The organism is Microbacterium radiodurans, from assembly GCF_008710705.1.
Lineage (GTDB): Bacteria > Actinomycetota > Actinomycetes > Actinomycetales > Microbacteriaceae > Microbacterium > Microbacterium radiodurans.
Genome location: NZ_VYRZ01000002.1, coordinates 176461 through 199308, shown reverse-complemented (window position 1 = coordinate 199308; position 22848 = coordinate 176461). Strand labels below are relative to the sequence as shown.

The following is a 22848-nucleotide window of genomic DNA, read 5'->3' as shown; positions in this document are numbered from 1 at the left end:
CGCCCGCTCAGCCGCGCAGAACGAGGTCGTCGGCCACGTAGTAAAGCGCGACGTCGATCTCGGCCGGGTCGACGTCGTGCCGCCGGGCGTACGCACGCCGGTAGAGCTCGAGCTGCAGCATCCGCTCGCGGCGATCCGCCTCGGATCGCGGAGGTCGACCGGTCTTCCAGTCGACGATCTCGATCCGGCCGCCACGATCCTCGCGCCGATAGACGGCGTCGAGCTTGCAGATGATGACGTGCGGGCGTCCGTCGGGCAGAAGCGTGTCGTCGGCGAAGTCGATCTCGGTCTCGACCTCGATCGGCTGCAGCGTCGCCCACTCCGATCGGAGGAAGTTCTGCTGGAGAGCGCGCAGGTCCTCGCCCCCGTGCACGTCCGGGTCGTGTCGGGCAGCGTCGCCCGCGTCTCGGAGATCGAGATCGTCGTCGCGCTCCCAGAGCGGCGCGTCCACGTGCGGGCCGGCAGCGACGACTCCGGCACGCTGCTCCACCCACGCGTGGAACCGCGTTCCGAGCCGCGTCTGCCGGTAGGGCCGCTCGGGCAGCGGTCGCAGCGTCGCCGAGACCGCGGCGTCGTAGTCGGCGATGTAGTCCTTGAAGCGCGACGCCGGGATGCGGGTGGGCGCGAGACCGCGATCGCCGCGCTCGCGCTCCGCGCGCTCGGCGAGGAGCAGCGCGAGGTCCCGGCTCGGTTCGACGCGTGGCGCCGCCTGTGCGAGCCGGACCTGCTCCGCCGCCCACGTGACGCGCGACCGCCGAGCGCCGAGCGGGTCGATCGGCCACTGCAGCAGCTGTCGCCGCTCGAGGTAGGGATTGTCGCCGGGATCGGTCTCGACGAGATCCGCGCCCATCGCGGCGGCGATCTCCACGAGGAACGGACTCGGGCCGCGGGGATTTCGCGTGCCGGCCCACGGCGATCCGCTCAGCAGCAGGAGGTCGCGTGCGCGGGTGACGGCCACGTATGCGAGGCGGCGCTCCTCGTCGCGCTGCCGGTCCGCGTTGGCGTCGGAGAACCGGGCGAACGCGGTCTTCAGGTCCTGCTGCGTGGGTGAGGCGGACTCCGTCCATGCCAGCTCCGGCAGCCATCGGGCGTCGCCGCGGAAGGCGAACGGGAGCACGCCGAAGCCGAGCCACCCCTGCTTGTCGCGGGCGCGCGCCGGGAGCTCGTCGACGACCACGCGCCCCACCGCGACGGCATCCCATTCCAGGCCCTTCGACCCGTGGATGGTGAGGATCTGCACGACGTCGCTCTCGGGCGGCTCCGTCCGAGGCGCGAACTCGTCCTGACGCTCGGCGTGATCGAGCCACGCGAGCAGGCTCGGCAGCGATCCCGCTTCGTCGGTCGCGAGGAACCCGTGGAGCTCGTCGACGAAGGCGCGGAGCTGATCGGATGCCACCCGCGCCGGGCCGCGGCTCTCGTTGGCGGCGAGTTCGATGTCGAGACGGAGCTCGCTCTCGATGAGCCGCACCAGATCCGGGATCGGCATCCCCGAGGCGCGACGCAGCCCGGCGAAGACGGCGCCCGCTTCCCGCAGCCGCGCACGCGCGTCGGGAGTGAACGATGCGAGCCAGCTGTGATCATCGGGTACGCGCACGACGAAATCGAGCGCATCGATGAGCGACGCGCGATCCTCCCCGTCCCCGGATCGGACGCGCTCCGCCACGGCCGGCTCCAGCGGCTGCAGGGCGGCGTCCGAGCGCGCCAGGCGGCGGGCGAGCTCGTTCAGCACGCGCAGGTCGGCGAGCCCGATGGCCCACCGCGGGCCGCCGAGCAGTCGCAGGAGGGCGGAACCCGCGCGCGGGTCGCTGATCACCCGCAGCGCCGCGACGACGTCGACGACCTCCGGCGTGCTGAGCAGGCCGCCGAGTCCGAGGATGCGATGCGGGATGCCGCGACGTCCGAGGGCGTCGGCGAAACGGGTCATGTGGCGCTTGCTGCGCAGCAGGATCGCCCCGGTCGTCGCCAGCCCCGCGTCGGCCCGGCGGGCGCGAACGGTCTCGAACCACGCCGCGACGCGTTCGGTCTCGGCGTCGAGATCGCCCGCGAACGCGATCTCGACCTCGCCCCCGGGCGCACCTGGACGTGGCCGGAGCTCGTCCACCGGGACGGGGGCGCGCGACGCGAGCGGCGCGAGGACGGCGTTCGCGGCATCGAGGACGCGCGCGCTGTTGCGCCAGCTCGTCGCGAGCGCGAACCGCTCGGCGCGGCCGTCGCTCGAGAACGCGCGGGCGAAGTCTCCGAGGTTGCCGGCACTCGCACCGCGCCAGCCGTAGATGGACTGGTGGGGGTCGCCGACGGCCATGACAGCCGAATCGGCGAACGCGGTGGCCAGCAGGTCGGTCTGGACGACGGAGGTGTCCTGGTACTCGTCCAGCAGGACGACGCTGTACCGGCCGCGGACGTCGTCGCGCACGGCCGTGTGACCGCCCACGACCTCGAGCGCGCCGGCGACCTGGTCGGCGAAGTCGATGACGCCCATCCGGCGCTTGCGCCGCTGATACTCCGCTGCGAGGTCCGACAGCAGAGCGAGCCCGCCCACCTGCTCCGCGGCCTTCGCGACCTCGGCGTAGACGGTCGTGCCGCTCCGGGTCGAGGGACGCTCCAGCACGCTCGCGAACTCGTCGCCGAACCGGGCCAGGTCGGCGAGGTCGACCAGGTTGTCGACCCCGTCGCGCGCGATGCGCAGTGCGCCGTCGATGATGGAGCGCAGCGCGTTCTCGCGCCGCTCGAGCCGCTCGTCGTCGGAGTCGAGGACGACGCGCCGCATGAGCAGCCACGCGGCCGACTCGCTGAGGACCGCCGCCTCGGGATCTCGCCCGATGCGAACCGCGTGCTCCCGCACGATGCCGTCGGCGAAGCTGTTGTAGGTCGCGACGGTCGGACGATCGAGCAGCGAGTCCGCGGAGGCTGCGGCCGGAGACGCTCCCGCGTCGCGCGCGAGCCGCGTGAGCGCCTCGTGGCGCGCGGCCTCCCCGCCGCCTCGCTGCTCGATGTCGAAGAAGACATCGAGTGCCCCGCGCGCGTGCAGCGCGTCGAGATGGGGAAGGAGTCCCGCGGCCTCGAACTCGGCCAGCCGCCGCAGCCGCGAGCCGATGCGCTCCGCGAGCTCGCCCGCCGCCTTCCGGGTGAAGGTCAGGCCGAGGATCCGCTCGCGCGGCACCGCTCCCCCGGCGACGAGCCAGACGACACGCCCGGCCATCGTCTCGGTCTTGCCGCTGCCCGCGCCGGCCACGACGAGCGCCGGGGCGAGCGGCGCGGCGATCACTGCGCTCTGCTCGGCCGTCGGCGGGAACTGCCCGAGCGCGGCGGCCAGCGCCTGGGGCGAGACGGGCGCGTTCACAGGGCGCTCACCGGTCCGATCGTGTGGATCCGGCACAGCCCGAACGAGTGATCGTCCCGGCAGTGCTCCTCGAACGGCGCCTCGAACGTCGCCCCGCGCATCACATCGGCCGCCGCACGCACCCGGGTGTCGAAGGCGGCACGCGTGTCGTCGTCGAGGGGCGGCTGGCGGGGCGTCGCATAGTCCTTCGTCGCCGCGGTCGGACGCAGGAGGAGCAGCATCGCACCCCCGGACGGGTGTCCCGCGGCCGCGGGGATCGCCCCGCGCTCGTGCGCGAGCTGATAGGCCGCGAGCTGAGCGTGCGCGGCGACGCCGCGATCGGTCTGCGGCTCGCGCTTGCCGGTCTTGAGGTCCACGATCACGACGCTCCCGTCCGCACGCAGTTCGACACGGTCGACGGCTCCGCTCACGATGATGCGCGCGCTGTCGTCGTCGGCCGCCGCCAGCTCGACCTCGAACCGCGGCTCGGCGCCCAGCAGCACGCCGCCGTCGCGCTCGAAATGACGGAGGTAGACGGCGAGCCGACGGACGAGGTCGCGCGCCCGCGCGCGCTCGGCGCGCTCACGCCACGCCGATTCGAACTCCAGCTCGCCCCAACGCGACTCGACGGCGCGCCACAGCGCCTCCTCGTCGGGATCGGCGACCTCGAGCGCCCCGTGCACGATCGTGCCGATGCCGGCGGTCGCGCTCCCGGAATCGCCGCCGAGGTCGCCGATGACCCAGTTCAGCTGACACTCCTCGAGGGTCTCCATCCGCGACGGCGAGATCCGGATGCCGTCCGCCGCAGCATCGCGCAGCGGTGCCGTCGACGACGGCGCAGCGACGCCGAACCACTGCTCGGGGTCGGCCCCGGGAACGGCGGCATCGGCGAGGAGCGCGAGCTGCGCCGCGGCATCCGCCCGTTCCTCCACCGTACGCCGATCCTCGGTGAGTGTCCGGCGGGAGCGGGCGACGAGACCGCGGAGCGTCAGCGGGTGCGCCGCCTCGGGCGGTGCGGACTCGGGATCGGGCAGCAGATCGAACAGCGGACTGGGACCGGTGTCGTCGTCGTCGACCGCGGTGACGACGAGCAGCGTTCGAGCGCGCGAGACGGCGCGCGCGAAGAGCCGGAGCTCGTCGTGCAGCACCGCGCGCCGGCGGTCGAACGCGTCGGCTGCCGCCCTGTCGGCGAAGCCGAGCCGCCACGTGTCGAGCAGTCCGCCGCGAACGCGGAGATTGGGCCAGACGCCCTCCTGCACCCCCGCGATCACGACCGTGTCGAACTCGGTGCCGAGCGCGGCGGCGGGGGTCAGCACGCGGACGGCTCCCGACATCGGCGGCGCCACGAAGCGGTCGTCGCCGACGTCGGCGTCGAGCACGCTGCGGAGGAACGCGATGGGGGCGGTGCCGTCCTCGCGCTCGCCGTGGCGCTTGGCCGCCTGCACGAGCGTCACGACGGCGTCGAGGTCGCGACCCGCCTGCGCCGCGAGGGCGCCCTGCCCGCGAGCCGCCTCCCGCAGGGCTCGCTCCCGCCCCGAGCCCCCCCACGCGATCCACAGCAGCTCGTGGGCGTCCGCGCCGTCGGCGAGTCCCGCTCGCAGGCGCGCGAGCGTCTCGGCGACGCGCGACGCGCGCCGCGCCTCGCGCAGGTCGAACACCGCGAACTCGAGCGGGTTCGCCAGCGCCGAGAGCAGAGCCTCCCAGGCCGACCCGACGGCGGCGGGGTCCTCGCGCAGCTCGGCGTGGCGGAGTGCGGTGCGCAGTCGCCGCTGATCGACAGCGTCGAGGCCGCCGCCGCGGAGCGCTTCGACCACGTCGTCGCGGCTCCACTCCGCCACCGGGCGCGCGGAGAGGTCGACGAGGCGCAGGAGGTCGCGCACGACCGGTGACGAACCGAGCGATGCTCCCGCGCCGGAGGCGACGGTGGGGACATCGCGGGCCGCGAGCTCGGCTTCGAGCGCCGCGACCTGACGCGTGTCGTGCGCGATGACCGCGCACGACACCCACGGCACGGCGCCGTGCACGTGCCGTTCGCGCAGGAGCCGGGCGATCGCGTCGTACTCCTCTCCGCGTGATCGCAGCGCGAATGCGCGGACCGAGCCGTCCGGCGCCGCACCGATCGGAGCGCGGCGATGCGCCACGACGCCCACCGCGCCGATGCGCGACGTCACGTCCGCGACGAGGTCGTTCTGCGCCGACGAGGATCGATGACCCTCCGACAGCACGAGCACGGGATGCCGCCCGGCGAGGCGCGCGAAGTTCTCGGGTGTGGCGCCGCGGAACGCGCCCGAGCCGACATCCGGGTCGCCGAACGCGAGCACCGCGACGCCGCGGCGGGCGCAGGCCTCGAGGAGCTCGACGCCCGCACGCGTGAGCTCCTGCGCGTCGTCGACGATGAGGACGCGCACGCCGCCCGGCAGCCGGTGCCCGGCGGCGACGATGCCGGCCGCTTCTCGGACGAGGCCCGCGGCATCGCGATGAGGCGCCCGCATGGCGGCGCGGACCGCGCGGTACTCGCTCAGGAAGGAGGCCATCGCCGCCCATGCCGGGCGGCTCTCGTGCTCCGCGCGCGTCGTGAGCTCGGCGGGGCCGATGCCCGCCTCGGTGCAGTCGGCGATGAACGCGCGCACCTCGGCGCGGAACGATCGGGTCGACCGCACGGCCGTCGGAAGCTCCGCCGGCCAGCGCCGCACGCCGGCATCCTCGTCTTCGGCGTCGCCGTCGAGCAGGTCGCGGATCATCACGTCCTCGTCGGCGCCGGTGAGCAGCCGGGGCGGCTCCTCGCCGCTCGCCGCCGCGGCCGCACGGACGATCTGGAAGGCGAACGCGGCGACGGATCGGGCGAGCGGTCCCGCCGTCGCGACACCGACCGCGACACCCAGCCGGTCACGCAGCTCGGTCGCCGCCTGGCGCGTCGGCGTGAGGACCGCGACCGCATCGGGTGAGACGCCCTCGGCGACGAGCCGCCGCACCCGCTCCACGACGACGGTCGACTTGCCGCTCCCGGGGGCTCCGACCACGACCGCCGAGGCGTCGGCCGGGAGCTCGAGCACGCGTGATTGCGAGGCGTCCAGGACGACGCCGGAAGGCTCGGCACTCATGCCCTCCACGGTATCCGCCGTGTCCGACACGCGCCCGCGGACGAGACGTTCGCCCTCAGCGTGAGAGGCGTCGCCGGTGGCCTGGCGCAGGTGCCGTAGAGTCGGAAAGCACCCACCGGAACGGGTGCGGAGGAGGACGTCACGTGGAGATCCGCATCGGCATCGCGAACACCGGCCGCGAGCTCGGCTTCGAATCGGGCGAATCGGCCGAAGCCGTTCGCAGCACGATCAGCGAAGCGCTCACCTCGGGTGCGGCCTTCGTCACGCTGACCGACATCAAGGGCAGCTCCTACATCGTTCCCACCGCGGGGATCGCGTTCGTCGAGGTCGGCACCGACCAGTCACGGCGCGTCGGCTTCGTGGCCTGACGCATGCAGATCATCCTCGCGCTCATCTTCGGCGCGGCGATCGGCCTCGCCGCCGAGTTCGCCGTGCCGGGGCGCGAGTCCCGGGGCACGGCGCTCGCGCCGGCGCTGGGCACGGTCGTCGCCGCGGCCACCTGGCTGATCGCGACCTGGGCAGGCCTCACCGTCGCCGGTCCGCTGATCTGGATCGTGACGGTCGCGGTTCCCGTCGTCGTCGTCGCGCCGGTGCTGATGGTGCTGCGGCGGGTGCGCGCGGCCCACGACGCGAGCGAACGGCGGCGTCTGCGGATCAGCTGATCCCGGAGCTCGTCAGGCCTCGAGACCCATGGCGGCCATGCGCCGCGCGTGCGCGGCCATGACATCGGCGAAGGTCGGTTCGACGCGCTTCTCGTCCGCTGCGTCGAGGAACGTCGGGCGGAGCGCCGCGCGGGCGATGATCAGGGTGTCGCCCACGAGCCGGCGACCCCACATCGAGAGCAGGGCCCGCCACTGTTCGTCCGCGGCGATCGCGTCGGTGATGATCTTCACGAGCGCGCTGCGGTCGTCGTGTGCGCGGAGGATCACCGCGACCTCGCGGCCGGTCTCGGCGTAGCTGGCCGAGAGCGCGATGTAGAAGTCGTCCAGCATCCCCGCCGTCAGGTGCACCGAGAGCATGGATTCCAGCGGGCGCGCTCCGTGGGTGGCCCGGCGGAACGCGTCGAGAGGCTCGCGGAACGGGAGCATCAGCTCGAGCGGATCGGCGCCCCGATCACGGATGACGGCCACGATCTCGCGGTGCTTGAGCAGGGCGGTGCCGGCCGCGAGGCTCAGCGACTCCTTCTGGGCCAGCTCCGGCGTCGCCGCGATGAGATCGCTGAGCGTCTCGAAGTAGCCGAGCTGCAGATAGGCGGCCTGCCCGAGGAAGGTGTCGACGTCGGGTGCCAGCTCTTCGAAATCGACGCGTCGGACGTCGCCGTAGTCGCCGCGCGATCGCAGCCGGAGCGTCCGCCCCACGGGTCGTTTGCGTTTGAAGAACCAGGTCGCCACGGCTCCAGCCTAGGGTCGCGATAGGCTGTGCACGCCCCGGCATCGGACCGGGGCCCCGCGCCTGTGGCTGAGTGAAGGGCGTGGACCCGTACTCCCGGCGGCCTCTCACCGCCAGACAGGCATGTCACCCATGACAACATTCGCCGAACTCGGAATCGACCAGGACATCGTCGACTCCCTCGCCGAGAAGGGGATCGTCGACGCCTTCCCCATTCAGGAGCAGACCATCCCGCTCGGCCTTCCCGGCCAAGACATCATCGGCCAGGCCAAGACCGGCACCGGCAAGACCTTCGGCTTCGGCATCCCCGTCGTCCAGCGCCTGGGTCTCGATCCCGCACCGGGTGTCAAGGCGCTCATCGTCGTGCCGACCCGCGAGCTCGCGGTGCAGGTCTACGAAGACATGGACATGCTGACGCGCGGCCGCTCGACGAGCGTCGTCGCGATCTACGGCGGGAAGGCCTACGAGGGTCAGATCGATCAGCTGAAGGCGGGCGCCCAGATCGTCGTCGGCACGCCCGGCCGCCTCATCGACCTCGCCGGTCAGCGCCTGCTCGATCTGTCGAACGCCACCGAGGTCGTCCTCGACGAGGCCGACAAGATGCTGGACCTCGGCTTCCTCCCCGACATCGAGAAGATCTTCCAGAAGGTCGCACCGGTGCGGCACACGATGCTCTACTCGGCCACCATGCCCGGGCCCATCGTCGCCCTCGCGCGCCGCTTCATGTCCAACCCCATCCACATCCGCGCGAGCGACCCCGACGAGGGACTGACGCAGGCGAACATCAAGCATCTCGTCTACCGTGCGCACTCGCTCGACAAGGACGAGGTCATCGCGCGCATCCTGCAGGCCGAGGGTCGCGGCAAGACCGTCATCTTCACCCGCACCAAGCGGGCCGCCCAGCGACTCGTGGACGAGCTGAGCGACCGCGGCTTCAACGCCGGCGCCGTCCACGGCGACATGAGCCAGGAGGCTCGCGAGCGATCGATGGCCGGCTTCAAGGCGGGCAAGCGCGACGTCCTCATCGCGACCGACGTCGCGGCCCGCGGGATCGACGTCGACGACGTCACGCACGTCATCAACCACACCATCCCCGACGACGAGAAGACCTATCTCCACCGCGCCGGGCGCACCGGCCGTGCCGGCAAGACCGGCATCGCCGTGACCTTCGTCGACTGGGAGGACCTGCACAAGTGGGCCCTCATCAACCGCGCCCTCGACTTCGGCCAGCCCGAGCCGGTCGAGACGTACTCCTCGAGCCCGCACCTGTTCGAGGACCTCGACATCCCGGCGGGCACGAAGGGGCGCCTGCGCAAGATGCCGGCCACCGCGGCGGTTCCGACGGTGTCCGGCGAAGCCGGAGGCGAGGCGGGCGCGAGTCGCCCGCGACGCCGACGGACGCGCGGCTCGGGCGGCGGTTCGACCGACGGCGCAGCGACCGAGAACCGCTCCGCATCGGGCGAGGGCGCCGGCACGCACGACGGCGGCGGTTCCGAGCACCACGACGGCAAGTCCGCCCCGCGCCGCCGGCGTCGCCGCCGCGGCTCCGGCAGCGGTGCGGGTGCGGGCTCCGCGCCCGCGGCCGGCTGACACCCGCGCCCACAACGGCCCCCGTCGGGGAGAGCGCTCAGGCGAAGACGGGGGCCGTTCCGTGCGCCCCGGCGATGATGCGCGCGACAGCGGCGTCACTCGTCGTGTTCTCTCCCGGCTGATTCGGCTTGCCGTGGCCGTGGTAGTCGCTCGAACCCGTCACGATCAGATCGAGCGCGGCGGCGAGCGACGCCAGGGCCGCCTTCCCGTCCTCGGTGTTCTCGCGGTGCCCGATCTCGAAGCCCGCCAGACCGTGGCGGACCAGGTCCCGGAGCGTCCGCTCGTCCATCATCCGTTCGCGCCCGTGCGGCGCCGGGTGGGCGAGCACGGGAACGCCACCGGCGGCGACGACGAGTTCGACGGCGGTGAAGGGGTCGGGCGCGTAGTGGGGAACGAAGTGTCCGCGCCGGGGATGAAGGATGCCGTCGAAGGCCTCGGCGCGGTCGCGGACGAAACCGCGGGCGATGAGCGCGTCCGCGATGTGCGGGCGACCCACGGTCGCCCCTACCTGGGTCTGCGCGAGGACGTCGTCCCAGCTGAGGTCGTACTCGCGGGCGATGGACCGGACGATGCGCTCGGCACGCCCGAGGCGGTCGGCGCGGATGCGTTCCATCTCGGCGCGCAGCTCGGCGTGGTCCGGGTCGAAGAGGTACGCGAGGACGTGGACCGTCCGCCACTCGTGTCGCGCGCTCAACTCCATCCCCGGGAGCAGCGTCATCCCGAGGGACGCCGTGGCCTCCGCGGCCTCGGCCCAGCCGGCCGTCGTGTCGTGGTCGGTCAGCGCGATGGTCCGCAGTCCGTGCCGATGCGCGGCGTGCACGACGGCGGCGGGGGGCTCCGTCCCATCGGAGCGCAGGGAATGCAGATGCAGGTCGCTCGGACCGGAGAACGATCCCTCCGCGCGCACTGATCCCATTCTCGACAGCGTACCGGCGCCCGTGAACTCCCAGGCTCGCTCTTCTAGAGTCGAGGCGTGAAGCGGGTGATCGGAGCCATCGTCGTGCTGCTGTGCGCGGGGGCCGCCGCGCTGGTCACCTGGCCCCAGCTGCTTCGCCAGGAGCGGGAGTTCCCCTTCGCGCAGATCGTGTCGATCCGGCCCGTCGTGGTGCTCGCGTTCGCGGCGCTGGCGGTTCTCTTCCTCGTCTTCGCCCTCGGTCGCCGTATCCGCGCGTTCTGTCTCACGCTGGCCCTCGTCTTCCTCGTCGCGGCCGGCGCCGGCGGCTTCACGCTGGTCTCGCGCGGGCTCGGCTCCGACGAGCTCCCACCGAAGGAGAACGGCGAGATCCGCGTCATGACCTGGAACACGGCGGGACCCGCGACCGACGCCGCCGTCATCGCCGAGACCGCCGTGGCGATGCAGGCGGACATCGTCGCCCTGCCCGAGACCACCATCGACACCGGACGCGCGGTGGCGGTGTCGATGGGCGAGCGCGGTCACCCCATGTGGGCTCACGTCGACGAGTACGAGGGCGGATGGGACGCGAACTCGACGGCCCTGCTGATCTCGCCCGATCTCGGCGACTACGCCGTCATCGAGTCCGAGGCGGGCGGATCCAGCAACACCACGATCGTTCCGAGCGCCGTCGCCATGCCCGTCGACGGAGACGGCCCGATCGTCGTGGCCGTGCACGCCGTGGCTCCCCGTCCCGATGCGATGGCGGGCTGGCGGAGCGACCTGCAGTGGCTCGCCGATCAGTGCGCGGCCGACGATGTGATCATGGCCGGCGACTTCAATGCGACGGTCGACCACATGGACCGCCTGGGGATCGATGGAGCGGACCTCGGTCGCTGCACGGATGCCGCGCGACTGACCGGCAGCGGCGGCGTCGGCACCTGGCCGACCGACGTGCCGTCGCGCTTGGGCGCACCGATCGACCACATCATGGCCACCGACGCGTGGCGGCCCGTGGCATCCGTCGTGATCCGATCGCTCGACGACTCCGGAAGCGACCACCGTCCGCTCGTCGTGCAATACGCGCGGCGGTGAACCGCCCGCCCCACACACCACGATCGCCGCGCGCGAGTGGGAGACTGGTGGCATGAGCACGAGCGACGTCGAGACCGCGACCCCCGAGCAGCCGCAGCTGAGCGAGACGACCGAAGCGCCGGAGGAGAACGCCAACCGGCGACAGCCCTTCCCCCGCGGCTTCCTCGACACGATCTCGACCGGGTGGGCCGAGCGGAGCGAGGTCGCGGCGAGCCCCGGTCCGCAGGCGGCTGCCGCCTCGGCGCGCCGGGCCCGTCTGTCGGAGCAGTTCCCGGGCCGGCGCCTCGTCATCCCCGCGGGCTCCCTCAAGCAGCGCTCCAACGACACCGACTACCCCTTCCGCGCCCACACCGCCTTCTCGCACCTGACCGGGTGGGGCGCGGACGCGGTCCCCGATTCCGTGCTCGTGCTCGACCCCACCGGGAACGGCCACGAGGCGACCCTGTACCTGCGCGACCGTGCGGACCGGACCTCCGCGGAGTTCTACGCGGACGCCTCGGTCGGCGAGTTCTGGATCGGCCCGCGTCCGTCGCTGTCGGCGGTCGCGATCGAGCTCGGTGTCGCGACCGAGCACCTCGAGCGCGTCGAGCTGCGCGCCGGCGACCTCGTCGTCGATGCCGACGCCGATCTGACCCGCGCCGTGTCCGAGCTCCGGCTCGTGAAGGACGAGGTCGAGATCGAGCAGATGCGGCTGGCCGTCGCCGCGACGGCGCGCGGATTCGACGACATCGTCGCCGACCTGCCCCGCATCATCGCGACGCCTCGCGGGGAACGCGCCGTCGAGGGGGTCTTCCACCGCCGCGCGCGTACGGACGGCAACGGCGAGGGCTACGACACGATCGCCGCCTCGGGCCCGCACGCCTGCTACCTGCACTGGACCCGCAACGACGGCGCCGTCGTTCCGGGCGACCTCATCCTCATCGACGCCGGTGTCGAGGTCGACAGCCTCTACACCGCCGACATCACGCGCACGCTGCCGGTCTCGGGTCGCTTCACCGACATCCAGCGCCGTGTCTACGAGACCGTCCGCGAGGCGGCCGACACCGCGTTCGCCGCGGCGCGACCCGGTGCGACCTTCCGATCCGTCCACGAGGCGGCCATGGGCGTGATCGCGCGGCGCGTCGCGGAGTGGGGACTGCTCCCGGTCACGGCCGAGGAAGCGCTCGACGGCGACCGTGGCGGCCAGCATCGCCGTTACATGGTGCACGGGACGAGCCACCACCTCGGCATCGACGTCCACGACTGCGCGCAGGCCCGGCGCGAGATGTACTACGACGGCGTCCTCGAAGCCGGCATGGTCTTCACGATCGAGCCCGGCCTCTACTTCCAGATCGACGACCTCACCGTGCCGGCCGAGTATCGCGGCATCGGCGTGCGCATCGAGGACGACATCCTCATGACGGCGGACGGCCCCGTGAACCTGTCGGCCGGCATCCCCCGCACCGCCGACGACGTCGAGGCCTGGATCGCACGACTCGCCTCGTGAATCGCCCTTTCTCCGCACCGCCCGCGCATCTCAGCCGGCCGCTGCTGCGCGGCACGTTCGGCATGAGCTCGTCGACGCACTGGCTCGCCACAGCCGCCGCGCAGTCCGTGCTCGAGCGGGGCGGCAACGCGTTCGACGCCGTCGTCGCGGGCGGCTTCGTGCTCCATGTCGTCGAGCCGCACCTGAACGGTCCGGGCGGCGACCTCGTCGGGCTGTTCCACGCCGCCGATGAGGCGTCGCCCCGCGTCCTCGTCGGACAGGGTCCGGCTCCCGCCGGCGCGACGATCGGCCACATGCGCGGCGAAGGCCTCGACGCGGTGCCCGGTGCGGGAGCTCTCGCCGCGGCGATCCCCGGGGCGGTCGATGCCTGGCTGCTCCTCCTGCGCGATCACGGGACGTGGGAGCTCGCGGATGTGCTCGGATACGCCATCGGCTACGCGCGGGACGGGCACCCGATGCTGCCGGCCGCCGCAGCCGTCATCGGGCGCGTCGCCGACCTGTTCCGGGAATCGTGGCCGAGCTCCGCCGCGCTCTGGATGCCGCAGGGCCGCCCGCCCGTCGCCGGCGAGCTGCACCGCAACCCGGCGTACGCCGCGGTTCTCGAGGAGCTGGTCCTGGCGAGCGAGGCCCGACCCGGTGGCACCCGCGCGCAGCGGATCGACGCTGCGCGCGAGGAATGGCGGACGGGCCGCGTCGCCCGAGCGATCGACGCCTTCGTGCGGACCCCGCACCGGCACTCGGACGGCCGCGATCACGCGGGCGTGCTGACCGCCGCCGATCTCGCCGGCTTCGCCGCGTCGTACGAGGAGCCGATGACCGTTCCGTTCCGCGGACGGGTCGTCGCGAAGGCGGGCGCCTGGTCGCAGGGACCTGCGCTCCTGCAGGCGCTCGCCCTGCTCGACCCCCTCGACGACGCGGATGTCGATCCCGCGACCGCGTCGGGCGCGCACAACGTCCTCGAGGCGCTCAAACTCGCCCTCGCAGACCGGGACGCGCACCTCGGTGACGGCGTCGACGCCGCGGCGGATGCGGCACGGATGCTCGCCGCCGACTACATCTCCGAGCGCCGTGCGCTCATCGGCGACCGTGCCTCCACGACGTGGCGCGCGGGATGGCTGTCGGAATCGACCGCGCCGTTCGCACCGCCGCTCGCCGAGACCGCCGCCGGCCCGGCGCCCCGCGGCGCGACCGGCGAACCGACCGTCGCCCGCACCGGTGAGACGCGCGGCGACACCTGCCAGATCGATGTCGTCGACCGCTGGGGCAACATCGTCGCCGTGACGCCCTCGGGCGGCTGGCTGCAGTCGTCCCCGACCATTCCGGAACTGGGATTCTGTCTGGGCACGCGGCTGCAGATGACGTGGCTCGACGAGCGCTCGTCGGCGGCCCTCCGCCCGGGCCACCGACCGCGCACGACGCTCTCTCCCACCTTGGTCCTGCGCGACGGCCGCACCGAGATCGCGCTCGGCACCCCCGGGGGCGACCAGCAGGAGCAGTGGCAGCTGCCGATGCTTCTGCGGATGCTCGTCGGCGGCTGGAACGCCCAGCAGGCGATCGACGCGCCGACGCTCCACACCACCGCCGTGATCGACTCGTTCTGGCCGCGAACCTGGACGCCTGCCGGCGCTGTCGTCGAGAGCCGCCTCGGCGACGACGTCATCGCGTCTCTCGCCGCCCGCGGTCACGACGTCGTCCGCGCGGCCGACTGGGCGCTCGGTCGGCTCTCAGCGGTCGGAATCGATGCCGGCGACGGAACGGCCGCCGAGCGCACCCTGTGGGCAGCCGCCAACCCCCGCGGGCAGCAGGGTTACGCCGCCGGGCGCTGACGGCCCCCGCTGCGCGCGCGGATCAGGGTGCGAGGCGGCGGGTGACCCACGCGGTCACCGCGTCGGCGGCATCGGAACCGAGCTCGGCCGCCGAGCGGCGCGTCGCCGCCACCTCGAACGAGTGACCGCCGCCCGCGACCGGGACCAGCTCGGCGTCGCGACACGACGCGACCGCATCCTCCAGGTCCGCCCACGGCTGGACGAAAGCGTCCCGGGTCCCCGACAGGAACAGCTGCGGGATCGGGATCTCCGGCAGATGCGCGACGCGTGGGCGGTCCGGGCGGCCGGGGGGATGCAGCGGGTACCCCAGGTACGCGAGCGCCTGCGGCGAGATCTCGCCGGCTGCGGCCGCCATCGACGCCATCCGGCCGCCGTAGGACTTCCCCGCCGCGACGACGGGCAGGCCGTCGGCTCGAGCCGACACGGCATCGATGACGGCGCGCCAGGCCGCGATCGCGTGAGCGGCGGGTCCCGGCATCCGTCGTCCCGCGACGACGTACGGGAACGGGAAGCGGACCACGTCGTGCCCCGCCGAGGCCGCCGCGCTCGCGAACCCCGCGAGGAAGGGGTGGTCGGGTCCGGCGCCCGCGCCGTGGGCGAGAACGATGACGGTCCGCGGATCGGGCGCGGCATCGACGATCACCGGCACCGCGACCGTCCCGGTCGGGAGATCGACGGCGACGGTGTCGCTCATCGTGCGGGCGGCTGCCCCGGGAGCGGGTCGGTCGTGTCCCCGGCGCGGGGCGCCGACGGTCCGGGGGCGGGCGGAGCCGCCGGTCCGGTCGGGGGCACTGCAGGTCCGGTCGGGGGCGCTGCAGGTCCGGTCGGGGGCGCTGCCGGGCCGCCGGCGGGCGGAGCGTCGGGGCCGGGCGCGGGGCGGTCGGCGGGCGGGGCGGGGACCGGGTCGACCCGCTCGCCGTAGCGCGGCGGTTCGGCGGTCGCGGGGTGCGGCGCGGGAGCCGCGGCCGCTGTCGGCGCGGTGTTCAGCGCACCGCGGGCACGGTGGATGCTGCCCGACTGCACGGTGACCTCGTAGTGGTCGGCGACGACCTGGGTCACCGAGGCGAAGTCGCGGCGGCGTCGGACCAGCGCGAACATCACGAGGCTCGTCGCCATGCCGACCGCGACGCCCACGAGCATGACGCCCAGGAAGAGCTGGATCGCGGCGTCGGGGGTGCCGAAGACGAAGATGAGCGAGAAGACGAGACCGAGGAGGATGCCGTTGATCGCCCCCGTGCGCGCGGCGGTCGCATAGCCGAGGCGTCCGGTGACCGTTTCGACCGAGCGGAGACCGGTCCCGACGATCGCGATCTCCCGCGCGGGGATGTCCGCGGCGATGAGCTTCGAGACGGCTTTCTGCGCGCCCTCGTACGACGCGAACTCCGCGACCTTCTCGCCCGCGACGGGAGGCGTCCCGCTCATCATGCTCATCGGACCATCTTGTCACGCAGGACGCGGACTACGCTGGGACGGTGAGTACGCAGAGGGTTTTCGTAGCGCGCCTGGTCGGCTGCGTCGTGTTCGACCCCGCGGGCGATCGGCTCGGCAAGGTCCGCGATGTCGTCGTCATCTTCCGCAAGGAGGATCCTCCCCGGGTGATCGGTCTCGTCGTCGAGATCCCCGGTCGACGCAACGTCTTCCTCTCGATCGGACGGGTGACCTCGATCGCCACCGGCCAGGTCATCACGACGGGCCTCATCAACGTGCGGCGCTTCCAGCAGCGCGGCGGCGAGGTCCGCGTCATGGCGGAGCTGCTCGGCCGGAAGGTGTACCTGCGCGACGGGTCGGGCGAGGCCGTGATCGAGGATGCCGCGATCGAGCGCGACCGGCTCGGCGAGTGGGACATCGGCCAGCTCTTCCTGCGTCGCCCGAAGACGAGCGCGTCCCCCTTCGCCAAGGGCCCCACCACGTTCGCGGCATGGACAGACGTTCGTCAGGACCGCACCCCCGGCGGCGCGCAGTCCGCCGAACAGCTCGTCGCCACCTACTCCGAGCTGAAGCCCGCCGACCTCGCCAACACCCTGCTCGACCTGCCGGAGGAGCGACTCCTCGAGGTCGCCGAAGAGCTGCCCGACGACCGGCTCGCCGACGCCCTCGAGGAGATGCCCGAAGACGAGCAGGTCCACATCCTCGAGCGTCTCGGCGACGAGCGTGCGGCCGACATCCTCGATGCTATGGAGCCGGACGATGCGGCCGACCTCCTGGGACAGCTCCCGGAGGGCCGCATCGAGCAGCTGCTCGAGCTGATGGAGCCCGAGGAGGCCGAGGACGTGCGCGCCCTCCTCGAGTACGGTCCCGACACCGCCGGCGGTCTGATGACGAGCGATCCGATCGTCCTCTCGGCCGAGGCGACGGTCGCCGAGGCGCTCGCTCTCATCCGCCGCCACGAGCTGCATCCCGCCCTGGCGGCGTCGGTGTTCGTCACCCTGCCGCCGTACGAGACGCCGACCGGGCGGCTGCTCGGCACGGTCCACTTCCAGCGGATGCTGCGCTACCCGCCCCACGAGCGGCTCGGCACCATCATCGACGACACCGTGGAGCCGGTCGCGGCATCCTCATCGGCGGCGGAGGTCGCCCGCATGCTCGCGAGCTACAACCTCGTCTCCGTTCCCGTCATCGATCAGGCGCACCGACTCGTCGGCGTGGTCAGCGTCGACGACGTGCTCGATCACCTGCTTCCGGACGACTGGCGTTCGCAGGATGTCGAGCCCGAGGATGCCGCGGCGTTGCGAGGCCGGCGATGATGGCGCGTTCGACGAAGAAGGTCTCGCTCGAGGCGCCGCGCGGTCGCCGCGCGAGCGTCCTGCCCGCGCGCACCCCGCAGCCCTCGCGGGACAGGTTCGGCCGCTTCACCGAGTGGGTGGCGCGCGCGATGGGCACACCGCAGTTCCTCGTCATGCTGACGCTCTTCTGCGTGCTGTGGATCGCCTGGAACACCCTCGCCCCCGAAGGGGTCCAGTTCGATTCGGCGGATCTCGGTTTCACGGCGCTGACCCTCGTGCTGTCGCTGCAGGCGTCGTACGCCGCCCCCCTGATCCTGCTGGCGCAGAACCGTCAGGACGACCGCGACCGTGTGCAGATCGAGCAGGACCGGCAGCGCGCCGAGCGGAACCTGGCCGACACGGAGTACCTCGCCCGCGAGGTGGTGGCGCTCCGGATGGCCATCTCGGACCTGACCGACGGCATCGTGACGAAGGACACGCTCCGCACCGAGCTTCGCAGCGCCCTCGAACGACTCGACGCCGGCGACGAGCGGCCGGAGACGCCGTGACGGCCGCCGCGGTGCGCGCTGCCGTCGCCGCGGTGCACGATCCCGAGCTGCGCCGCCCCCTCGGCGAGCTCGACATGGTGCGGGACGTGTCGGTCGACGACGCCGGTGTCGCCCACGTCGGCGTGGCGCTCACGATCGTCGGATGTCCCGCCGCCGACCGGATCGAGCGGGAGGTGCGCGCGGCCGCGCTGACCGTCGCGAACGTCACGGCCGTGGAGCTCGAGCTGGGGGTGATGAGTCCCGCCGAACGCGCGGCGCTGACCGAGAAGCTCCGCGGCGGGCGGCCGGCCCGCCAGATCCCTTTCGGTCCCGAATCCCTCACCCGCGTCATCGTGGTCACGAGCGGCAAGGGCGGCGTCGGCAAATCCACCCTGACCGCCAACCTCGCTACCGCTCTCGCGGCGCAGGGCCTGCAGGTCGGCCTCGTGGACGCCGACGTCCATGGATTCTCGATCCCCGCGCTCCTCGGTCTCGGGGGCGCGGAGACGCCGCCCCCGCAGCCGACGCGCATCGACGGCCTCATGATCCCGCCCGTCGCCCACGGCGTCCGGACCATCTCCATCGGGATGTTCCTCGGCGCGGACGGCCACGCCCCCGGCGCCGTGGCGTGGCGGGGGCCGATGCTGCACCGGACCGTCACGCAGTTCCTCGCCGACGTGTGGTTCGGAGACATCGATGTGCTCCTCATCGACATGCCGCCGGGAACCGGCGACGTCGCCATCTCGGTCGGCCAGCTCCTCCCCCACGCCGAGGTCGTCGTCGTCACCACGCCTCAGACCGCCGCCGCCGACATCGCCGTCCGCAGCGGTCTCGTCGCACGGCAGACCGGACAGCGCGTCCTCGGCGTCATCGAGAACATGGCCCCGCTCACGCTCCCCGACGGCACGCGCCTCGATCTGTTCGGCGAAGGCGGCGGGCAGCAGGTGGCCGACGCGCTCTCGAACGACGCGCCCGTCCCGCTCCTCGGCTCCGTCCCGCTCAGCCCCCAGCTACGCTCGGACGCCGATGAGGGCCGCCCGGTCGTCGTCGCGCATCCGGATGACGCGGCCGCTCGGGCCATCGTCGAGGTCGCCCGCGCGATCGCCGGCACCCGACGTCCGCTGCTCGGCCGGACGCTGCCCGTGCGCGTGCGCTGATCAGGTCGCTTCGTCGTCGAAGGGAACCGCGGCGCCGCGCTCGAATCGCAGGCGTTCGGCGCCGGCGGCATCCATGCCCACGGCCGCGGCCGTCGTGATGGCGGCACCGGCCGCCGCGGCACGCACCGTCGGCACCGGCGCGTCCTCGAGCAGGGCATCGCGGATGATGCGGCGGGGGTCGTACTGACGAGGGTCGAGCTTTCGCCACTCGACGTCGGAGAAGTCCTCGCCCATCTCGTCGCGGACGCGATCCTTCGCCCCGTTCACCCAGTCGCGCGCACGCACGGTGACGCGGGCCAGGGTCTCGGCGAGCTGGGGAAGCCGCTCGGGTCCCAGCAGCAGGACCGCCACGACCCCGATGAGGACGAGCTTGTCCCAGTCGAGGCCGAAGAACATGCCACCAGATTACCCGTGCGCCTGCGCGGTGGACGCCGCCGCGACGCGTACGCTGGCACGCGGGAGGTCGGACATGGGCGATCAAGAGGCGGTTCGCAGGTTCGCGGTCGAGGCGACCGTCGAACCCGATCACATCGCGCGTGCCCGCGCTCACGCTCTCGAGATCGGCGCCGCCCCGGTGAGCGCCCCGGTGGGCGCGCAGACGGCCGTGCTCGCGGCCGCCACCGGCGCCCTGAACATCGTCGAGATCGGCACGGGAGGCGGCGTCTCCGGCCTCTGGCTGCTCCACGGCTCGCCGCGGGCGACCCTCACCACGATCGACATCGAGCCCGAGCACCTCGCGGTGGCACGGCAGTCGTTCGCCGAGGCCAGGATCCCGCCCGCTCGCGCACGCTTCATCACGGGTCGTGCGGCCGACGTCCTCCCCCGCATGAACGAAGCCTCCTACGACATCGTCTTCGTCGATGCGGATGCCGAGGGCGTGATCGAGTACGTCGAGCACGGACTGCGCCTGGTGCGGCCGGGGGGAACCGTCCTCGTCCCCCGGGTCCTCGCCGGCGGGGCTGTCGCCGATCCCGTGCGACGGGACGACGTCACCCGCGCCTATCGCTCGATCATCCACGAGACGCAGTCGTCGCCGGCCGTCCTGGGCGCTCTCTCGATCGTCGGTGAGGGCCTGCTGCAGCTGACGACGGTCGCCACACCCTGACACTCCGCGTTCCGCACTCGGTCGCGCCGCAGGCGCCCGCATACGACGAACGGCCGGTCCCCTCGGGACCGGCCGTTCGTCGTATGCGGGAGCGTCAGGCGGCGCCGACGACTCCGCTCAGCACACTGTGGAGCTCCTTGGCCTCTTCGTCGTTGACGGAGACCACCAGACGTCCACCGCCTTCGAGCGGCACGCGCACGATGATGAGTCGCCCCTCCTTCACGGCCTCCATCGGTCCGTCTCCGGTTCGCGGCTTCATGGCTGCCATCGCGGCTTCCTTTCGTCATGAGGACTTCCCGGCAAGTTTATCGTGCACCGCGCGGGCGTGCCGTACATCGCGTCACGGAACCTGCCAGTAGGTGTTGCCGAACGCATACATCGCCACGATCCATCCCGCCTGCGCGACGAGTCCGGCCAGCAGCACCGAGACCCGCCAGGGCGTCGACCGCGGTGCCGCGAGTGCGCCCGTCAGCGGCGCGAGCGGCAGGAGCAGTCGGAAGGTGCTCGACTGGGGGAAGAAGACCGCGAGCAGATAGAGCAGGTAGCTCGCCGACCACAGCTGTGTCGGGACGCCGAGCCGGCGGACGTGCCTCGAGAAGATCAGCACCAACGCCACCGCGACGATCACCGTCACCAGCGCCGCCGGCCCGAGCCAAGACGGAAGGCCCCAGAGCTCGAACCACAGCGCAGCCGCCCGCACCGCACCGTCGAAGGGCACGAAACCGCCGTGATCGCCGATCCAGCTCCGCCGCCACGCGAGCTCCGTGTGCAGATACGCCTGCGGATCCCCCGTCGCGATTCCCGTGATCACCGGCCAGAGCAGCCCGAGAGCCGCGGCGAGCAGCCCCGAGACGACGATGTGCACGATCTGGGAGGGCGGAAGCGGATCCGTTCGACGCCGGACGAACCGCCAGATGCCGTAGAGCGCGAGGAACAGCGAGAACGCGAGCACACCCGGTCGCGTGAAGGCGAGCAGCGGCACGAGCGCGTAGAGCCACCACCACCGTCGCCGCTCGACGGCCAGGAGCGCGAGCAGCAGCCAGAGGAGGAAGAGCGACTCCGCGTAGCCGATCTGGAAGATCGCGGCGAGCGGCCCGGCCGCGAAGAACGCCACCGCCCAGAGAGTCGCAGCCCGATCGAGCCGCGACCGCAGCAGCGCCGCGAGCGCCAGGCACGCGAAGTACCCCGCGATCAGCGAGACGACGGGCGCCGCGACCGGGTATCCGCCGACCACGGCGCCGAGGGTGTTCGAGACCCACGGATAGATCGGCATGAACGCCCAGGCGTTCTCGGCGACGGTCCCCGCCGCGTCAGCAGGGAGCGTCGACGGGTAGCCGCTGTACGCGATCGTCCAGTACCACTGCGCATCCCACCCCATCGCGAGCACTCCGAGGGACGGCCGGGTGCCGAATCGTGACGCGGGTCCGCTCAGTTGCGCCGCGAGGAGCAAGAAGCCGGTCGTCGTCAGCCGAGCCGCGACGTAGATGACGGCGATCGCACCCGCCGGCGGCAGGCGCGTGGCGAGGTGACGCAGACGGGTCACGAGCCCGAGAGCCAGGCGCGGAGCCCCTTCTCGACGGCGTCGATCTGCGCGACGGGAACCCGCTCCTCGTCGTGGTGGGCGAGTAGCGGGTCGCCGGGGCCGTAGTTGACCGCCGGCACACCGAGTGCCGAGAAGCGTGCGACGTCCGTCCACCCGTACTTCGGGCGCGGCTCCGCGCCGACGGCGGCGACGAACTCACGGGCGAGCGGGGCGTCCAGGCCGGGCCGCGCTCCGCCGGCGATGTCGACGATCTCGACCTCGAAGCCCGCGAAGACCTCACGGACGATCGCGACGGCGTCGTCGGTGCTGCGGCTCGGCGCGAAGCGGTAGTTGACCTCGACCTCGCAGAGATCCGGAATCACATTGCCCGCGACGCCGCCGGAGATGCGGACGGCGTTGAGCCCCTCGCGATAGACGAGCCCCTCGACCTCGACCTCGGGAGGGATGTGGTCGGCGAGCCGCTGCAGGATCGGGGCCGCCCGGTGGATCGCGTTGTCGCCGATCCAGGCGCGGGCACTGTGGGAGCGCCGACCGTGCGTTCGGACGACGGCGCGGAGAGTCCCGTTGCATCCGCCCTCGACCTGCCCGTTCGACGGCTCTCCGAGGATGGCGAAGTCGCCGGCGAACAGGTCCGGGTGATTCTCGGCGAGTCGGCCGAGACCGTTCTCGTCCGACGACACCTCTTCGTGGTCGTACCACATCCAGGTGATGTCGACCCGGGGGTCGGCGAGCTCGGCGGCGAGTTTCAGCTGCACCGCGACGCCGGCCTTCATGTCGACCGTGCCGCGACCCCAGATGAGATCCTCGCCGTTCTCGACGACGTCGCGTGTGGGGAGGTTGTCGTTGATCGGCACCGTGTCGATGTGCCCCGCGATGACCACCCGCTGAGCGCGTCCCAGGTTCGTCCGCGCGACGATCGTGTCGCCGTCTCGCACGACGTCGAGATGCGGGAGGAGGGACACCGCCGCGTGGATGGCGTCGGCCAGGGTGGTCTCGTCGTCCGACACGCTCGGGATGTCGCAGATCACCCGGGTCAGATCGGCGCTGGAGACGGTCAGATCGAGCTCAGGCATGCCGCGAGTCTATCGACGCCGA

20 protein-coding genes are annotated in these 22848 nt (G+C 72.7%); 10 read left to right on the top strand and 10 right to left on the bottom strand.

Going from position 1 to position 22848, the window contains the following annotated elements; genetic code table 11:
* Window positions 1–7 precede the first annotated feature (7 nt).
* Both F6B42_RS06720 and F6B42_RS06715 read right to left on the bottom strand, forming a co-directional pair.
* Entirely contained in the window at window positions 8–3340 is a 3333-nt protein-coding gene (locus tag F6B42_RS06720) for an ATP-dependent DNA helicase (protein ID WP_150418866.1), read from the bottom strand.
* Window positions 3337–6420 carry an ATP-dependent helicase gene (locus F6B42_RS06715; RefSeq protein ID WP_150418865.1) on the bottom strand — a complete coding sequence of 1028 codons (3084 nt, stop codon included), beginning with the start codon at window positions 6418–6420 and terminating at the stop codon, window positions 3337–3339. The genes F6B42_RS06720 and F6B42_RS06715 overlap by 4 nt, the downstream gene beginning before the upstream one ends.
* A gap of 143 nt (window positions 6421–6563) precedes the next feature.
* On the opposite strand from F6B42_RS06715, the gene F6B42_RS06710 reads away from it, so the two are divergent.
* Window positions 6564–6788 (top strand): DUF3107 domain-containing protein, encoded by a 225-nt coding sequence (locus F6B42_RS06710; RefSeq protein WP_150418864.1) that lies wholly within the window; start codon window positions 6564–6566, stop codon window positions 6786–6788.
* A 3-nt stretch (window positions 6789–6791) separates the two neighbouring features.
* On the top strand, window positions 6792–7082 hold the full coding sequence (locus F6B42_RS06705) for a hypothetical protein (RefSeq protein ID WP_150418863.1): 291 nt from the start codon (window positions 6792–6794) through the stop codon (window positions 7080–7082).
* 12 nt (window positions 7083–7094) lie between these two features.
* Here F6B42_RS06705 and F6B42_RS06700 read toward each other — a convergent pair whose 3' ends face one another.
* A complete protein-coding gene (locus tag F6B42_RS06700) occupies window positions 7095–7811 on the bottom strand; it encodes a ferritin-like fold-containing protein (RefSeq protein ID WP_150418862.1) in 717 nt (238 codons plus the stop codon).
* A 130-nt stretch (window positions 7812–7941) separates the two neighbouring features.
* Here F6B42_RS06700 and F6B42_RS06695 point away from each other — a divergent pair, with 130 nt between their 5' ends.
* Window positions 7942–9399: a DEAD/DEAH box helicase gene (locus F6B42_RS06695; protein WP_150418861.1), complete on the top strand. Its 1458-nt coding sequence runs from the start codon at window positions 7942–7944 to the stop codon at window positions 9397–9399.
* 37 nt (window positions 9400–9436) lie between these two features.
* Here F6B42_RS06695 and F6B42_RS06690 read toward each other — a convergent pair whose 3' ends face one another.
* Entirely contained in the window at window positions 9437–10315 is an 879-nt protein-coding gene (locus F6B42_RS06690; protein WP_150418860.1) for a PHP domain-containing protein, read from the bottom strand.
* A gap of 57 nt (window positions 10316–10372) precedes the next feature.
* Here F6B42_RS06690 and F6B42_RS06685 point away from each other — a divergent pair, with 57 nt between their 5' ends.
* The 3 genes from F6B42_RS06685 (at window position 10373) to F6B42_RS06675 (ending at window position 14698) form a co-directional block, all read left to right on the top strand.
* Window positions 10373–11386 carry an endonuclease/exonuclease/phosphatase family protein gene (locus F6B42_RS06685; RefSeq protein ID WP_150418859.1) on the top strand — a complete coding sequence of 338 codons (1014 nt, stop codon included), beginning with the start codon at window positions 10373–10375 and terminating at the stop codon, window positions 11384–11386.
* A gap of 52 nt (window positions 11387–11438) precedes the next feature.
* On the top strand, window positions 11439–12872 hold the full coding sequence (locus F6B42_RS06680; RefSeq protein ID WP_150418858.1) for an aminopeptidase P family protein: 1434 nt from the start codon (window positions 11439–11441) through the stop codon (window positions 12870–12872).
* A 62-nt stretch (window positions 12873–12934) separates the two neighbouring features.
* Window positions 12935–14698, top strand: a complete 1764-nt coding sequence (locus tag F6B42_RS06675) for a gamma-glutamyltransferase family protein (RefSeq protein WP_150419543.1) — start codon at window positions 12935–12937, stop codon at window positions 14696–14698.
* 22 nt (window positions 14699–14720) lie between these two features.
* Here F6B42_RS06675 and F6B42_RS06670 read toward each other — a convergent pair whose 3' ends face one another.
* Together F6B42_RS06670 and F6B42_RS06665 are read right to left on the bottom strand one after the other, a co-directional pair.
* Window positions 14721–15392 carry an alpha/beta hydrolase family protein gene (locus F6B42_RS06670; protein WP_150418857.1) on the bottom strand — a complete coding sequence of 224 codons (672 nt, stop codon included), beginning with the start codon at window positions 15390–15392 and terminating at the stop codon, window positions 14721–14723.
* Entirely contained in the window at window positions 15389–16129 is a 741-nt protein-coding gene (locus F6B42_RS06665; RefSeq protein ID WP_191089297.1) for a general stress protein, read from the bottom strand. The genes F6B42_RS06670 and F6B42_RS06665 overlap by 4 nt, the downstream gene beginning before the upstream one ends.
* Window positions 16130–16170: 41 nt before the next feature.
* On the opposite strand from F6B42_RS06665, the gene F6B42_RS06660 reads away from it, so the two are divergent.
* From F6B42_RS06660 to F6B42_RS06655, 3 genes are read left to right on the top strand one after another with little or no spacing between them, the layout of a single operon-like run.
* Window positions 16171–17442, top strand: a complete 1272-nt coding sequence (locus F6B42_RS06660) for a magnesium transporter MgtE N-terminal domain-containing protein (RefSeq protein ID WP_150418856.1) — start codon at window positions 16171–16173, stop codon at window positions 17440–17442.
* Window positions 17442–17969, top strand: a complete 528-nt coding sequence (locus F6B42_RS14965; protein WP_223878392.1) for a DUF1003 domain-containing protein — start codon at window positions 17442–17444, stop codon at window positions 17967–17969. Before F6B42_RS06660 ends, F6B42_RS14965 begins: the two co-directional genes overlap by 1 nt.
* Window positions 17966–19105, top strand: coding sequence for an Mrp/NBP35 family ATP-binding protein (locus F6B42_RS06655; RefSeq protein ID WP_223878391.1), 1140 nt, complete (start codon window positions 17966–17968; stop codon window positions 19103–19105). The genes F6B42_RS14965 and F6B42_RS06655 overlap by 4 nt, the downstream gene beginning before the upstream one ends.
* Here F6B42_RS06655 and F6B42_RS06650 read toward each other — a convergent pair whose 3' ends face one another.
* Complete coding sequence (locus tag F6B42_RS06650) at window positions 19106–19501, bottom strand: twin-arginine translocase TatA/TatE family subunit (protein WP_150418854.1); 396 nt, start codon at window positions 19499–19501, stop codon at window positions 19106–19108.
* A gap of 73 nt (window positions 19502–19574) precedes the next feature.
* Between F6B42_RS06650 and F6B42_RS06645 the strand changes: the two genes are divergently transcribed.
* Window positions 19575–20210, top strand: coding sequence for an O-methyltransferase (locus tag F6B42_RS06645; RefSeq protein ID WP_150418853.1), 636 nt, complete (start codon window positions 19575–19577; stop codon window positions 20208–20210).
* A gap of 94 nt (window positions 20211–20304) precedes the next feature.
* Here F6B42_RS06645 and F6B42_RS06640 read toward each other — a convergent pair whose 3' ends face one another.
* The 3 genes from F6B42_RS06640 to dapE form a co-directional block, all read right to left on the bottom strand.
* Window positions 20305–20478, bottom strand: coding sequence for a DUF3117 domain-containing protein (locus F6B42_RS06640; protein ID WP_023950528.1), 174 nt, complete (start codon window positions 20476–20478; stop codon window positions 20305–20307).
* A 72-nt stretch (window positions 20479–20550) separates the two neighbouring features.
* A complete protein-coding gene (locus F6B42_RS06635; protein WP_191089296.1) occupies window positions 20551–21753 on the bottom strand; it encodes a hypothetical protein in 1203 nt (400 codons plus the stop codon).
* Entirely contained in the window at window positions 21750–22826 is a 1077-nt protein-coding gene (gene dapE, locus F6B42_RS06630; protein ID WP_150418852.1) for a succinyl-diaminopimelate desuccinylase, read from the bottom strand. The genes F6B42_RS06635 and dapE overlap by 4 nt, the downstream gene beginning before the upstream one ends.
* Between the last annotated feature and the right edge of the window lie 22 nt (window positions 22827–22848).